The sequence below is a fragment of the Arthrobacter sp. P1_D4 genome, assembly GCF_056406115.1.
The window spans coordinates 61,949-76,005 of record NZ_JBFUAU010000005.1 but is presented as its reverse complement, the minus strand read 5'-3'; the positions used below and the strand labels follow the sequence as shown (position 1 = coordinate 76,005).

The window sequence follows — 14,057 nt, the reverse complement described above, 5'->3', positions numbered from 1 at the left end:
CCGCGCCTATCCTGCGCCGGCCTGGCTCCGGGGAAGTGAGCCAGGACAACAACCGGATGGGCGGCTGGAGATCTCGATCAAGGAACGTTGTTTGCTGGTGGATCAGTGGGGGTTCAGAGAATCCCCGGGATGGCGTCGTCTGTTTCCGAGAAGGCGGTTTCCTTTTCGGCCAGGTACTCATTCCAGGCCTGGGCGTCCCAGATCTCTGCCCGGGATCCTGCGCCAATGACGGCGAGTTCCCGGCCAAGACCTGCATACTCCCGGAGCGCCGGCGGAATCGTCACGCGCCCCTGCTTGTCAGGTACCTCGTCCGAGGCTCCAGAGAGGAAAACACGGATGTAGTCACGTGCCTGCTTGGAGGAAATTGGAGCCTCCCGCATCTGCTCGTGAACCCGTCCGAATTCCGCCTCACTGAAGACGTAGATGCAACGCTCCTGGCCCCTTGTGAGAACCAGCCCGCTGGCAAGTTCCTCTCGGAACTTCGCGGGGAGGATAATTCGACCTTTTTCATCCAGACGCGGCGAATGTGTGCCGAGAAACACGGCCCACCGCCTGTCTGTCTTAGGAAGTCCAACGTCCCCTGTGCTGCCACTACCCTCTTACGTCCTCCACATTACTCCACATCGCTCCACAGTCAACGACACGCCCGGGATGTTTAGACAATTCTGCGGATGTTTATCCCCCTTCTTCCCAGCATTTGCAGGGAATCGGGACTGGTGGGGGAAAGTGGAGCGATTTTTGCCTGCTTGCCTCCCGCCCCGCACCGATTGACGGGGCGCACCGGCGCGGGAGCGAATAATTCGGTGCGGTTGTCCCTTTTGCGGCGCCGTCGAAGCCAAATTCCAGCAAGGCTGCAGCAAAGGCGCCGGAAATAACCGCGTTAAATGGCGAAAGACCCGCCGAAGCGGGTCTCGCGCCGCTCCCCGGCGGACCGGTGGCGGGAAGTGGAGGACTTTACGGGGCCGTCACTGAGCGGTTTAGGACTCGCCCCCGTGCCGTTCGTCCCAGCGCTGCTCGAGGTTGCTCATGAACGAACTCCTGGGCTTGCCCTGCTTGCGTCCGCCGGCTGCCCTGGCCTTGCCGACCGCAGAACTGCGCATCGTGGCGAAATAGACGCCGGCGCCCATCACAACAAAGCCGAGGACCCCGATAAAGATGTTTTGCATCGACACCCCGACCAATAACAGCAGCACGCCCGCGAGAGTCGCGAGCACGCCGATGACAAGGTGGCGGGTGGACCATGAGCGTCCGGGGACCGATCCCATTGAGCTTGCAAACTTTGGGTCGTCCTCATGCAGCTGCTTCTCAAGTTGCTCCAGCAACTTCTGTTCGTGTTCCGAGAGCGGCATCACGACCTCCTCAAGTCTGCCAACGTCCGGGCATGACGTGGCCATTGCCCTAATTCCCTAACGCCCGGGATTCCGAAGTGGTTCCCCCGTCACCGCCATTGGTGAAAAGGGGTCAATTCAGCTCTCCCGCGCCGGTCTCAGCTGGCCAGGTCGCCCGAACGGTCGATCCAGTAGTCCTAAACCTAGGTATTAATAAGGATAGATTGTTGCGGCCTGTTCTGAAAGACAGTCTTAAGGCCCTTTCGCCGCCGGAACCCTTGGGAACGGGCGGCCCGCCGGGGTTCCTGCCGGGCTTACTCGGTGGCGCCCCCGGAATCCAGGAGCCGGGCCGGAAGGACTGACTTGTTACCGAACTTCCGGGTGACAGCATCGAGGGCTTGTTCGGCGGCCCGCCAGTTGTCGTCCCGGCGGTCAAGACTGAGCTGAAGCGGGGCATCGGCGGCCTCTTCCAGCTGCTCGGCGCGGATGCCGACCAGCCGGACCGTCATGGGCCGCTCACCCACCGATTCCAGGAGCTGCACTGCCACCGCGTACAGGAGTTGGGCGCTGTCGATCGGTGTGCTCACGGTGCGGCTGCGGGTAATAGTGGAAAAGTCGGCGTAGCGCAGCTTGAGCGCCACGGTACGGGCGTGCATGCCGGCACTGCGGAGGCGCTCCGCCGTCCGGTGCGAAAGGCGCAGCAGCTCCCTGTGAAGCAGCGCGTCATCCGCGGTGTCAGTGGTGAACGTCTCCTCGGCACCAATGCTCTTTTCCAGGCGGACCGGCGTCACGGGCCGTGGATCGATGCCCCAGGAGAGCCGGTAGACATGCTCCCCCGATGCGCCCAGCAGCTTGCGCAGCGAGGGCAGCGGCGACGCGGCGACGTCCGCCACCGTCCTGATGCCCCGGCGGGCCAGCACCTCCACGGTCTTGCCGCCGACTCCCCAGAGCGCACTGACAGGAAGGCTGTGCAGGTAGGGGACGGTTTCCTCCGGCCGGATCAGCAGCAGTCCGTCCGGTTTGCAGCGGGTGGACGCGATCTTGGCCACAAACTTGCTGGCGGCGATGCCCACTGATGCCGTGATGCCCAGCTCCCGGAACACGCAGGCCCGGATGAGTTCGCCAATCTCCCGTGGCGGCCCGAGCCTCCGGATGGCTCCCCCGACGTCCAGGAACGCCTCATCCACGCTGAGCGGCTCGACGAGGTCGGTGATGGAACCAAAGATTGCCATGATCTGGCCGGACACTTCGTAGTACAGCTTGTGGCGGGGCTCGATGATGACAGCCGAGGGGCACATCCGCGCCGCCACCACCATGGGCATCGCCGATCTGACGCCGAAGGCGCGGGCCTCATAGGACGCGGAGAGCACCACGGAGCGGTCCGCGGGGTAGCCCACGATCACGGGCTTTCCCTTCAGCTCAGGCCGGCTGCGCAACTCCACGGAGACAAAGAAGGCGTCCATGTCCACGTGCATGATGCTGCTGCGCCGCAGTTCCAGCAGGGACTCCCCGCCCAGGCTGCCGGCGGGCTGGATCTGGGGCTGCGCATTCGAGGGCCCGTTGGGGTGCATATTCCTCTGCGCTCCCTGCTGATTCTCTGCGTCCGGCCCCACGTCTTCAATCCTATGCCCGGGGACTGACTAAACTGGAGGCTGATTCCGCTTCAACCCCAGGAGGAAAGTCCCTGTGAAGGTATTTGGACAGCGCAAACGTGCCGCAGCCGCCATCGCGGCGGCTGGCGCGCTATTGGCCTTGGCCGCATGCACGCCTGCCGGCACCGGGAGCCCGGCGGCGTCGCCGGCGTCGACCCCGGACGCCTCTGCGCAGTCCTCCACCACGGCTCCCCCCAGCCCTTCCGCGGAGCCCGGCACGTCAGCCACGGTCGGCGCCCTCGTGCCCGGCTTCCCGCAGAAACTCCTGCCGCTGATGCCCGGAGCCCAGGTGGTCTCCAGCAGCTTCGACAAAACCACGGTGCCGGCAACCGCGGCACTGGTCGGCAGCATCACCGCCCCGGCCGCCGATGTCCTGGCTTTCTACGCCAAGGGGCTGCAGGCGCAGGGCTTCAAGCCCGTACCCGGGGAAACCGTCGGCGCCCTGCCGTCCAAGGACTTCCTGCGCGGGGACAACGAAACCGTGAACATCTCCGTCATGCAGACAACAGGGGTGTCCACGTTCACGATCGGTGCGAACGTCGCTGCCGAGTCCGTCAAGTGAGTCTCGCCGAACAGCTGCGGCTCGAGCAGGCGGATTACGTGGCCGCCGTCGCCGGCAAGCTCACCGAGTTCCTGACCAGCCGCCAGGCCATCATGGCCTCGATCTCCCAGGACATCGATCCGCTCATGGGCTCGATCTCAAACCTGGTCACGGGCGGAAAGCGCCTGCGGGCGCTCATGTGCTACTGGGGATGGCGCGGCGCCGGCGGAGAAGCCGGCGCGGCCGAGGTGGTCACGGCCGGCTCGGCCCTGGAGCTGTTCCAGGCCGCGGCCCTGATCCACGATGACATCATTGACCGCTCGGACACCCGCCGGGGCGGACCCAGCGTCCACCGCAGGTTCATTGAATTGCACGAGGCCCAGGGCTGGGCGCTGGACAGCGAGCGGTTCGGCCATGCGGCAGCGATCCTGACCGGGGATCTCTGCCTGTCCTTCAGCGAGGAATCGTTCACGGAGATCGGACACCGTGCCGCCTCCGGCAGCCCGGCACGGCTGATCTTCAACCTCATGCGCGCAGAAGTCATGGCCGGGCAGTACCTCGACATCCTGGAAGAGGTCGCCGGGCCCCGGCGGGACCGTGCGGGGGCCGTCAGCCGGGCCCAGTCCATCATCCGGTTCAAGTCGGCCAAATACTCCACTGAACACCCGCTCGCCCTCGGCGGCGCCCTGGCTGGCGCCGGCGACGAGCTGCTGCGCGGCTATTCCGCCTTCGCCCTGCCGCTCGGCGAGGCGTTCCAACTGCGGGACGATGTCCTTGGCGTCTTCGGTGACCCCGTCACCACCGGCAAACCTGCCGGGGACGATCTCCGTGAGGGCAAGCGCACGGTCCTGGTGGCCTTCGCCCTGGACCAGGCCTCGGCGGCCGAATCAGAGTTCATCGACGCCAAGCTGGGCAGCCCCGATCTCGGGGATGCGGACATCGAGGAGATCCGGCGGATCATCGTGGACTGCGGCGCGCTCCAGGCCACGGAAGTGCTCATCGAGGAGTTCGGCAAGGCCGCCTTCGCTGCCCTGGACCTGTTGCCGCTTCAGGAGCTGCCCAAAACCGCGCTCCGCAGGCTGGCAGAAGCCACGGTCAGCCGCGCGGCTTAACCCTGCCCTCACGCCGGTAACGCCTTTTAACCGGTAACGCCTTTTAAGAGGTGCCTTGAAACGCGGCGGGCCGTGCACTGCGCTTGCGCTGTGCACGGCCCGTGATGGCACGTCCGGGGGATGCTGCCGGCGCAGTTGCTGCCGGTGTGCTTTTACCAGGCCAGTGATTGTGCCCTGCGGCGAATTTCGGTCTTGCGACCTTCCCGCAGGGCGTCAATGGGCCGGCCGCGGAGGGAATCGTCCGGCGTAAAGAGCCAGTTGATCAGTTCCTCATCCGAGTATCCGGCGTCTGAGAGAACAACAATGGTGCCTTTCAGGCTCTCCACCGCATGCCCGTCCTGGATGAAAGCCGCAGGCACGGACCGAATGCGCCGGTCGCCGATTCTCACGGCCGCCAGCGCACGCTCGTCCAGCAATGCATGGACCTTGGTGATAGATACGTTCAGAAGCTGTGCGACATCGGGCAGGGGCAGCCATTCGCCCACGAGGCTTTCTACATTACTCACGCATAAAGATTGCCACGGGCGGTGCCCCGCCGCCTAGTCGGCATCCGCAGAATTCACGCTGCGGCCATGGTCGGTCCCGCCGCGCCGGAATGCCGCCAGGCTTCACCAGGGACTCCCGTGGAACGACTTTCGGGCGACACTCCACCGGAAACGGGTTTGCGGAATGTCAAACGGTTCTTGTGCTAATTGCCAATTCATGAGAGATTCACATAGATCACATTTGTAACAGAAATAACTTTTGTCACACTGGTAACACCAGTTCTACCGGCCTGACCGCAGCGTTGCCGCTGAGAAGAGGATCTTTCCAATGACAACCTCACGTTCGCCACAGCTCCGTCCGGGGCGCAGCCTGCCGCTCATCGCGGCGACGACGGCGGCGCTTCCCGCCGTCGTGCTTTCCTCCCTGGCGATCGCCCAGCCTGCCGCAGCCGAATCGCGGGTGCGCTCGGTCCCGGCAACGCTCGCGGCCGCCATGCGTGCCCAGGCGAAGGCTGACGCGGCGACATCCCTGAAGGCGGCAGTGATCCCGGCCGCCTCCGTCCCGGTGACGCTGCCGAGCGCCTTGCGGCCCGCGCAGGCCTCCGCTCCGGCCGCCTACACGATCGCCCGCGGCGACACCATCAGTGCCATTGCCGGCCGCTACGGCCTGGACACGTTTGCCGTGCTCAAGCTGAACAACCTGCAGCCGAACACGATCATCTACCCGGGGCAGAAGATCAAGCTCACGGGCTCGACGCCGGCGCCGGCAGCGCCCAAACCGTCCGCACCGGCGAAATCGACGCCGGCAACGCCCGCCTCGGGCGGCGGCAGCGTGTACGTCGTCAAGTCCGGCGACACCCTGAGCGCCATCGCCAGCCGCCACGGCGTTGGTCTTTCCGAGATCTTCAAGTGGAACGGGCTCGGGATGAGCTCCGTGATCTATCCCGGCCAGACGGTCAAGGTCGGCGGCGGTTCCAGCACGCCGGCCACCTCCGCACCCGTGGCCACCTCCGCACCCAAGCCGTCGGCGCCCGCGCCCGCCAGTTCCGGCTCCTACACCATCAGGGCCGGCGACACCCTCTCCGGCATCGCGGCCCGCAACGGTGTCAGGCTCTCGGACGTCCTGTCGGCCAACCGGCTGACAATGTCGAGCATCATCTACCCCGGCCAGAAGCTCGTCATCCCCGGCGCGTCGACCATCGCACCGGCATCAAGCACGCCTGCCCCCACCACGCCCCTCGTGCCCAGCACGTTCCTCGGGTTCAGCTACCCGGCCGCGGTGGTCAGCTCGGCCAACCAGAACAAGGCGCTGCTCAACGCCTCCCCGGTACCCACCCGCCAGCAGATGAAGTCGATCGTGGCGGACACGGCCCGGCGCATGGGCGTGGACGCCAGCCTTGCACTGGCCTTTGCCTTCCAGGAATCCGGCTTCGACCAGCGTGCCGTGTCACCGGCCAACGCGATCGGCACCATGCAGGTCATCCCGTCCTCCGGCGAATGGGCCTCCGATCTGGTGGGCCGCAAGCTGAACCTGCTCGATCCGTACGACAACGCCACGGCAGGCATCGCGATCATCCGCCAGTTGGTCCGCACGAGCCCGGATGTGGACACCGCAATCGCCGGCTACTACCAGGGCCAGTACTCGGTGAGCCAGAACGGCATGTTCGAGGACACCAAGGGCTACGTCGCCGCCATCAAGGCCAACCGGCAGCTGTTCGGCTAAACCCGGCCGTTCGGCCAACTACAGACTCCAGCACAGGCTCCCTTTCGGCGGAGCGTGACGCTACGGGCCCGGATCGCATGTTGATTCGGGCCCGTTTCTGTCCAGCGACTACGATTGTAGGGTGCAGGAATACGTGTCGGATGCTCTCGTAGGGAACCTGGTGGACAACCGCTACCAGGTTCGATCCAGGCTTGCTCGCGGCGGGATGTCCACCGTGTACCTCGCCACGGACCAGCGCCTTGAGCGTGATGTCGCGCTGAAGGTGCTCCATCCCCATCTGGCCGACGACCCGCAGTTCCTCGATCGGCTGGGCCGCGAAGCCAAGGCTGCAGCCCGGCTCTCCCACCCGCACGTCGTGGGCGTCCTGGATCAGGGCGAAGACGGCCGGCTCGCCTATCTGGTCATGGAGTTCATCAAGGGCCACACGCTGCGGGATGTCCTCAATGACAAGGGCGCCCTGTCGCCGCGGCTGGCCCTGGCGCTGATCGATCCGGTCGTCGAAGGCCTCGGCGCCGCGCACGCCGCCGGAATGATCCACCGGGACATCAAGCCCGAAAACGTCCTGATCGCCGACGACGGGCGGATCAAGCTCGGCGACTTCGGCCTGGCCCGCGCTATCTCGACGTCCACCAGCACGGGCGCCCTGATCGGGACCGTCGCCTACATCTCCCCCGAACTTGTCCTGGGCAAACAGGCAGATGCCCGCAGCGACATCTATTCGGTCGGGATCATGCTTTACGAAATGGTCACGGGCCGGCAGCCGTTCGAAGGCGACGTGCCCATCCAGGTCGCCTACCAGCACGTCAATTCCACCGTCGCAGCGCCTTCGCTGGAGGTGCCCGGGCTGGCTGAGGAGATCGACGAACTCGTCCAGTGGTGCACGGACCGGGACCCGGACAAGCGCCCCGTCGACGGCAGCGCCCTGTTGTCCGAGCTCCGGCACATCAGGACCAACCTCAGCGACGCCGAACTCGACCTCCAGCCGCCGGCGGCTCGCAGCACCCTGCCGGCCGTAGCAGCACCGCCAACCCGGCCGCCAGGCGGTACCGGTCCGGCGTCGGACGCGCAGGCAACGGCCCACGTGCTGCCGCCCACCGGAATGCCCACGGAGTTGCAGACTGAGGTATACGGCAGCCTAGCCCGGCCCACCGAGATGATTTCCCGCACCGGCGGCAACCCGACCACCGTGATGTCCGGTGCCCCGCGGCGTCCGGCCTACGGACCGTTGTCCACCCCGGACGAGGCGGCCTACGACGGCGCCGGGTATGACGGCCCGCCGGAGAGCGCGGTTGCCCCCAGCAAACGCGCCCAGCGCAAGCTGGACCGGGACGAGGAGAAGGCACGCCAGCGCGCCGCCGCCACGCCCACCAGGACGCTGCACGAGGGCAACCCCCGGCGCCGCGGCTTGCTGTGGATCGTCCTCCTCGTCGTCGCGGCGCTGCTCGCCGCCGTCGCCGGCTGGTTCTTCGGCATGGGTCCCGGGTCGCCGGGAACGATTCCCCCGGTGGCGAACAAGACCGTTGCCGAGGCCCAGGACCTGCTCCGCACCGCCGGCTTCCAATCCACCGTGAAGGATGTCTTCGACGACGACGTCTCGCCCGGGCTCGTGGTCGGCTCGGAGCCGACCGCCGGAGAGGTCATCCGCAAGTTCCAGCCGGTGTCGCTGGCCGTCTCCAAGGGCCCGGAGCTGTTCCCGCTGCCGGAACTGGCCGGCAAGAGCCTGGGCGAGGCCAAGACCACGCTCAACGGCGCCCAGATGGCTCTGGGCCCGATCACCGAGACCTTCGACGAGAAGGCGCCGGCCGGAACCGTCCTTGCCCAGGCTCCGCGCAGCGGCAACCCGGTCAGGCACGGGACGCCCGTGGGCCTGACCGTCTCGAAGGGCCCCCAGCCCATCCCGGTCCCGGATGTCCGCGGGCAGGCGCAGGACACCGCTGTAAAGGCCCTTGAAGATGCAGGCCTGAAGGCCGTGGTGGCCCCGGAAGCAGTCAATGACAGGAATGTCCCCGAGGGCGCGGTGCTGGCGCAGGACCCGGCCTCCGGCAACCTGACCAAGGGCGGCACCGTCACCTTGACCATCTCGAAGGGCCCGAAGCTCGTCGAGGTGCCCAGCTTCATCGGCAAGCAGGCCTCGGAGGCCCAGGAAGCCCTTGAGAAACTCGGCTTCAAGGTCCAGGTCGATAACATCCTCGGCGGTTTCTTCGGCACGGTCCGGGACCAGAATCCCGTGGACACGAAGGCCCCGGAAGGCTCGACCGTCACGCTCACCGTCGTCTGACCGGCACCCCGCTCCGGCCCCTGCCGTCGCACAAGAAAGCTCCGCCCGGCTGCTGTAGCCGGGCGGAGCTCTTTGTCAGAACGCGTTCTGTGGGAAACGTTCTGTCGGAATGCGTTCCGCCAGACGCGTTCTGTCCATCAGTGCGTCAGCGCTTGGAGAGCGCTCCGGCCACCAGGAACGCCATCTCGAGCGACTGCATGTGGTTCAGGCGCGGATCGCAGACGGACTCGTAGCGGTCCAGGAAGGCTTCCTGGTCGATCGGGTCTGCTCCGCCGAGGCACTCGGCGACGTCGTCACCCGTCATCTCCACGTGCAGGCCGCCGGGAACGGTGCCGAGCGCGTGGTGGACTTCGAAGAATCCGCGCACTTCATCAATGACGTCGTCGAAATTGCGGGTCTTGTAGCCGTTGGGCGAGGTGACCGTGTTCCCGTGCATGGGGTCGGTGACCCAAAGGACCTGGGCCCCGGAGGCGGTGACGCGTTCGACGATCGCCGGCAGCTTCTCGCGGATGTTGCCCGCACCCATGCGGGTGATGAAGGTGAGCCGGCCGGGCTCCCGGTTCGGATCCAGCTTGTCGATCAGGCGCAGGGCGTCGTCGCCGCTGGTCGACGGGCCGAGCTTGACGCCGATCGGGTTGCGGACCCGGGAGAGGAAGTCGACGTGTGCGTGGTCCAGCTCGCGGGTCCGCTCCCCGATCCAGAGGAAGTGCGCGGAGGTGTCGTAGGGCAGCCCCGTGCGCGAGTCGATGCGGGTCAGGGCGCGCTCGTAGTCCAGCAGCAGGGCCTCGTGGCTCGCGTAGAATTCCACCCGCTTCAGGGCCTCGAAATCGGCACCGCAGGAGGCCATGAACTTGATGGCGCGGTCGATGTCCCGGGCCAGGGACTCGTAGCGGGCGTGGGCCGGGTTCTCGGTGAAGCCCTTGTTCCACTGGTGCACCAGGCGCAGGTCCGCGAAACCGCCCTGGGTGAAGGCGCGGATCAGGTTCAGCGTCGAAGCGGAGGTGTGGTAGGCCTTGAGCATCCGGCCGGCGTCGTGGGCGCGGGACTCGGGCGTGAAATCGTAGCCGTTGACGATGTCGCCCCGGTAGGCCGGGAGGGTGACGCCCTCGCGCGTTTCATCGTTGGAGGAGCGGGGCTTGGCGAACTGGCCAGCCATGCGGCCCATCTTGATGACGGGCATGGCCGCGCCGTAGGTCAGGACAACGGCCATCTGCAGGATGGTCCGGACGCGGGCGCTGATCTTGTCCGCCGTCGCGGCTTCGAAGGTCTCGGCGCAGTCGCCGCCCTGGAGCAGGAACGCCTTGCCCTGCGCGGCGGCGGCGAGCCGTTCGCGAAGGATGTCCACTTCGCCGGCGAACACGAGGGGCGGGAGGACGGAAAGTTCCTTGACGGACGCCTCGAACACAGCCGGGTCCGACCAGGTGGGCTGCTGCGAGGCCGGGAGCTCCCGCCAGTTGTCCAGTCCGGGATAGTTGGCGGCTCCGCTCTGGGCGGTGCTGGTCAGCGGGGAAACTGGTTTCTCAGATAGCTCGGTCACTATCTAAGGATAGTAGTCCCATCAAGGTTCGGGGGCCCTGCCTGTCATTGACAGCCCGGCTGCCGTCATATGGCGCCCGTGGCCCGCTCATGCGGGGCCGGGAACCTCCGGCCCCGCGTCCCCGGCAGCGGTTTCATTCGGGGTTTCCGGTGGGGCCGTGTTTGGGGCTTCGTTCGGGGTATTGCCGGCGGCCGCATCCTGCACCGCGTCAGGGCCCGCAAGGGTTCTGTCCGGGGCCGCGTCCTGCGCTTTGCCCGCCAGGCGGAGCTTTACGACGGCGGCGTACTCATCCACGTATTCCTGGCCGGAGAGGCGCATGAGTTCGTACATGATCTCGTCGGTCACTGAACGCTGGATCAGCCGGTCATCCTCCATGCCGTAGTAGCGGCTGAAGTCGAGCGGTTCGCCAAAGATCATGCCGATGCGGCGGATGTTGGGCACGCGCTTGCCGATCGGCTGGACTTTGTCCGTTCCGATCATTGCCACCGGGACGACCGGAACACGGGCCTGCAGCGCAAGGCGCGCAACCCCCACCTTGCCGCGGTAGAGGCGCCCGTCGGGGCTCCGGGTCCCCTCGGGGTAGATGCCCAGGAGGGAACCCTTCTTGAGCACGTCCATGCCGGCGTTCAGCGACTGCGCGGACGCAGCGCCCCCGGACCGGTCCATGGGGAGCTGGTTGGTGAGCCGGAAGAAGGCTGCGGTCAGCCTGCCCTTGATCCCGGTGCCGGTGAAGTATTCGGATTTCGCCAGGAACGCCACCGGCCGCGGCACCATGACCGGCATGAAGATGGAATCCGAGAAGGAGAGGTGGTTCGAGGCAAGGATCGCGGCGCCCTCAGCAGGGACGTTGTCAAGGCCCTTGACCCAGGGCCGGAACAGCAGCCTGAGCACCGGCCCCAGGACAAACGTCTTCATGAACCAATAAAACACTCGGTAACCTCTCCGGAAGGCGTCTGGCCTGCGGCCCGAACCGGGTCCGGCCAGGCTTCAATGGACACCTTACTCTAGTGAGTTTTGGCGCTAAGGGTGACACGATGGGCTCATGACTGAAAGCAGCACTCCCCCTGCGCCCGCCGCTTTCAGCTACCCCGGCCACGGCCCCAACGCCCGGACCGGTGTGGCCATCTGCCACGGCTTCACAGGCAGCCCGCTCAGCGTCCTGCCGTGGGCCCGCCACCTCGCCGCCCAGGGCTTCGCCGTATCGGTACCGCTTCTGCCCGGGCACGGCACCCACTGGCGGGACCTCGCCCGGCAGGGCTGGCAGGACTGGTACAGGAGCTTTGAAACGGCGTACCTGGACCTGGCCGGCCGGACTGATGACTGCTACGTCGCGGGACTGTCCATGGGCGGCACGATCGCCCTGCGTACCGCGGCCCGCCACGGCGTGGCCGGCGTGGCCGCCGTCAACCCCGGCCTGAGCTTCTATGACCGCAGGGTCCGGATCGTGGGACTGCTCAAGTACTTCCAGCGCACCACCACGCCCATCCAGGAGGAGAATTCCACGGCGGCCACCACCGACGACGGTGACTACTCCGTGACCCCGCTGGCCGCCGTCCACCAGTTGCGCCGGCTGTTCGCCGCGACCCTCCGGGACCTGCCGTCCGTCTCCGCCCCTGCCCTGGTGTTCAAGTCGGACACCGACGCCGTGGTCCCGCCGTCATCCCTGGCGCTGCTGCGCAGGCGGCTCGGGTCCCGGGAACTCACGGTGGTTCCCCTCCCGCACAGCGGGCACGTTGCCACCCTGGACGCCGATGCGCCGCTACTCTTTGAAGAATCAGTGCGTTTCTTCCTGCAGCACGCCCACGCCATTTCGCCGCCCCGCGCCCCCTCGGAGACCCCATGAGCATCCTCCCGGACCACTCGCCGTTCAGCAGCCCGTTCACGGGAACCATCCCCCGGACCGGCGTCGTGGTCTCGCACGGCTTCACCGGCAGCCCGCACGGTGTGCGGGACTGGGCGTTGTCCCTGGCCGGTGCCGGGTTCGCCGTCCGGCTGCCCCTGCTGCCGGGGCACGGAACGAGCTGGCAGGAGCTGGCCAAGACCCGGTGGCAGGACTGGCATGCTGCCTTGGACGCGGCCTACCTGGAGCTTGCGGAAGAATGCGACATCGTGGTCGTGGCGGGGCTGTCCATGGGCGGCGCCCTCGCGTTGCGGATCGCGGCCACCCGCCCCGTGGCGGGGGTGGTGGTGGTCAACCCCGGCCTGGTTATCGATGATCCCCGCGCCCCGCTGGCGGGCGTCTTGAAGTTTGTCCTCAAGAGCACCCCTGCGATCGCCAATGACATCCTCAAACCGGGCATGGACGAGTGCGCCTACCCGCGCACTCCGGTGGCCGCCGCGCACGAGCTCAACAAGATGTTCAAGGACACCGTGCGGCTGCTGCCCCGCGTCACGGCTCCGGTCCGGGTCTACCGTTCCACGGTGGACCATGTGGTGTCCGAATCCAGCATGGAGGCCCTGCGCCGCGGGTTGACCAACGCCCCGCTCGAGGTGGTCCGGCTGGAAAACAGCTACCACGTCGCTACCATGGACAACGACGCGCCCGAGATCTTCCGTGGCACGGCCGAATTTGTCCGGTATGTTGCAGCCGCAGCCGGTCCGGGCGCCGCCCGCGCCAGCCGGAAGGACACGGCCAATGACTAAACCGGACCCCGGCGTCCCTGACCCCGAGACCCCTGACCCCGAGATCCCTGACCCAGAAAACGACAGGTCGCCTGGCGCTGACGCATCCGGCCTCCAGCGCCCGGGCACCACCCCGCCCCCTGAGGCGCAGGACCCGGCCGCCGCGGCCGCACCGCTTGCCGATGACGACGCCGTGTGGCTGGATCTCGTCGCCAGGCTGGAAGGGGTCGGGCAAGGCGGGGACGAGGCAGTTGGGGGAACTGACGGCCCGGCCGGCGGAACGGACAGCGCCGCCGGCACCGGCGCTCGCTCCGGCGCCGGCACCGGTGCGAACAGGTCGTTCAGCGATTTCGACCCGCTGGGCCTCGCCGGCGTCGCGCCGATCGAACTTTCCGCCAGGGAGCGGCTCGCCTCCGCCCCGGGCAACCCGGCCGCGGGCAGCAATGAGGCACCGGACACCGCATCCGGCCCCCGGGACTACGAGGCCGACGACGATGATGGCGTGTTCGTCCCGGAGGAGCCGCCCAGCCTGGCCGGTGCAGATCCGATGACCGTCCTTGCCTGGATTGGCGCGGTGGGCGGCCCGATTGCGCTCGTGTTCTCGGCGATGTTCTGGCGGTCGGCCCCGACGCTGGCGATCGTGGGCATGGTGGCCGCGTTCGCGGCCTCCGTGGTGTTCCTGATCATGAAGCTGCCGGGCGAGAAGGACGAGCACGACGACGGGGCTCGCATCTAGTCCACCGGTCAGGGCGCCAGCCACCGCGCTGGTTGGTTCAGGG

13 protein-coding genes are annotated in these 14,057 nt (G+C 67.1%); 7 read left to right on the top strand and 6 right to left on the bottom strand.

What is annotated here, in order from left to right; all coding sequences use genetic code 11:
- Window positions 1–113 precede the first annotated feature (113 nt).
- The 3 genes from mraZ to dinB form a co-directional block, all read right to left on the bottom strand.
- Window positions 114–542, bottom strand: a complete 429-nt coding sequence (gene mraZ, locus AC1D0A_RS06325; protein WP_028275887.1) for a division/cell wall cluster transcriptional repressor MraZ — start codon at window positions 540–542, stop codon at window positions 114–116.
- Window positions 543–977: 435 nt separating this feature from the next.
- Window positions 978–1,349, bottom strand: a complete 372-nt coding sequence (locus AC1D0A_RS06320) for a DUF3040 domain-containing protein (RefSeq protein WP_243179532.1) — start codon at window positions 1,347–1,349, stop codon at window positions 978–980.
- A gap of 293 nt (window positions 1,350–1,642) precedes the next feature.
- Window positions 1,643–2,899, bottom strand: a complete 1,257-nt coding sequence (dinB, locus tag AC1D0A_RS06315) for a DNA polymerase IV (protein ID WP_476945399.1) — start codon at window positions 2,897–2,899, stop codon at window positions 1,643–1,645.
- 115 nt (window positions 2,900–3,014) lie between these two features.
- Between dinB and AC1D0A_RS06310 the strand changes: the two genes are divergently transcribed.
- Window positions 3,015–3,542 carry a RodZ family helix-turn-helix domain-containing protein gene (locus tag AC1D0A_RS06310; protein WP_028275890.1) on the top strand — a complete coding sequence of 176 codons (528 nt, stop codon included), beginning with the start codon at window positions 3,015–3,017 and terminating at the stop codon, window positions 3,540–3,542.
- The gene (locus tag AC1D0A_RS06305; protein WP_028275891.1) at window positions 3,539–4,633 is read left to right on the top strand and encodes a polyprenyl synthetase family protein; all 1,095 of its coding nucleotides are present in this window, start codon (window positions 3,539–3,541) and stop codon (window positions 4,631–4,633) included. Before AC1D0A_RS06310 ends, AC1D0A_RS06305 begins: the two co-directional genes overlap by 4 nt.
- A 152-nt stretch (window positions 4,634–4,785) precedes the next feature.
- Here the strand turns inward: AC1D0A_RS06305 and AC1D0A_RS06300 are convergent, their stop codons facing one another.
- Window positions 4,786–5,139, bottom strand: a complete 354-nt coding sequence (locus AC1D0A_RS06300; protein WP_026266238.1) for an Rv2175c family DNA-binding protein — start codon at window positions 5,137–5,139, stop codon at window positions 4,786–4,788.
- A gap of 307 nt (window positions 5,140–5,446) precedes the next feature.
- Here AC1D0A_RS06300 and AC1D0A_RS06295 point away from each other — a divergent pair, with 307 nt between their 5' ends.
- Together AC1D0A_RS06295 and AC1D0A_RS06290 are read left to right on the top strand one after the other, a co-directional pair.
- Window positions 5,447–6,841: a lytic transglycosylase gene (locus AC1D0A_RS06295; RefSeq protein WP_476945398.1), complete on the top strand. Its 1,395-nt coding sequence runs from the start codon at window positions 5,447–5,449 to the stop codon at window positions 6,839–6,841.
- Window positions 6,842–6,962: 121 nt separating this feature from the next.
- Window positions 6,963–9,119: a Stk1 family PASTA domain-containing Ser/Thr kinase gene (locus AC1D0A_RS06290; RefSeq protein ID WP_476945397.1), complete on the top strand. Its 2,157-nt coding sequence runs from the start codon at window positions 6,963–6,965 to the stop codon at window positions 9,117–9,119.
- 145 nt (window positions 9,120–9,264) lie between these two features.
- On the opposite strand, the gene AC1D0A_RS06285 is transcribed toward AC1D0A_RS06290, so the two are convergent.
- Window positions 9,265–10,659, bottom strand: coding sequence for a class II 3-deoxy-7-phosphoheptulonate synthase (locus tag AC1D0A_RS06285; protein WP_243179595.1), 1,395 nt, complete (start codon window positions 10,657–10,659; stop codon window positions 9,265–9,267).
- A gap of 84 nt (window positions 10,660–10,743) precedes the next feature.
- Window positions 10,744–11,586, bottom strand: coding sequence for a lysophospholipid acyltransferase family protein (locus AC1D0A_RS06280; protein WP_476943429.1), 843 nt, complete (start codon window positions 11,584–11,586; stop codon window positions 10,744–10,746).
- A 112-nt stretch (window positions 11,587–11,698) separates the two neighbouring features.
- Between AC1D0A_RS06280 and AC1D0A_RS06275 the strand changes: the two genes are divergently transcribed.
- From AC1D0A_RS06275 to AC1D0A_RS06265, 3 genes are read left to right on the top strand one after another with little or no spacing between them, the layout of a single operon-like run.
- The gene (locus AC1D0A_RS06275) at window positions 11,699–12,499 is read left to right on the top strand and encodes an alpha/beta hydrolase (RefSeq protein ID WP_476943430.1); all 801 of its coding nucleotides are present in this window, start codon (window positions 11,699–11,701) and stop codon (window positions 12,497–12,499) included.
- A complete protein-coding gene (locus tag AC1D0A_RS06270; RefSeq protein ID WP_476945396.1) occupies window positions 12,496–13,299 on the top strand; it encodes an alpha/beta hydrolase in 804 nt (267 codons plus the stop codon). Before AC1D0A_RS06275 ends, AC1D0A_RS06270 begins: the two co-directional genes overlap by 4 nt.
- A complete protein-coding gene (locus AC1D0A_RS06265) occupies window positions 13,292–14,014 on the top strand; it encodes a hypothetical protein (RefSeq protein ID WP_243179540.1) in 723 nt (240 codons plus the stop codon). Before AC1D0A_RS06270 ends, AC1D0A_RS06265 begins: the two co-directional genes overlap by 8 nt.
- The last annotated feature ends 43 nt before the right edge of the window (window positions 14,015–14,057 follow it).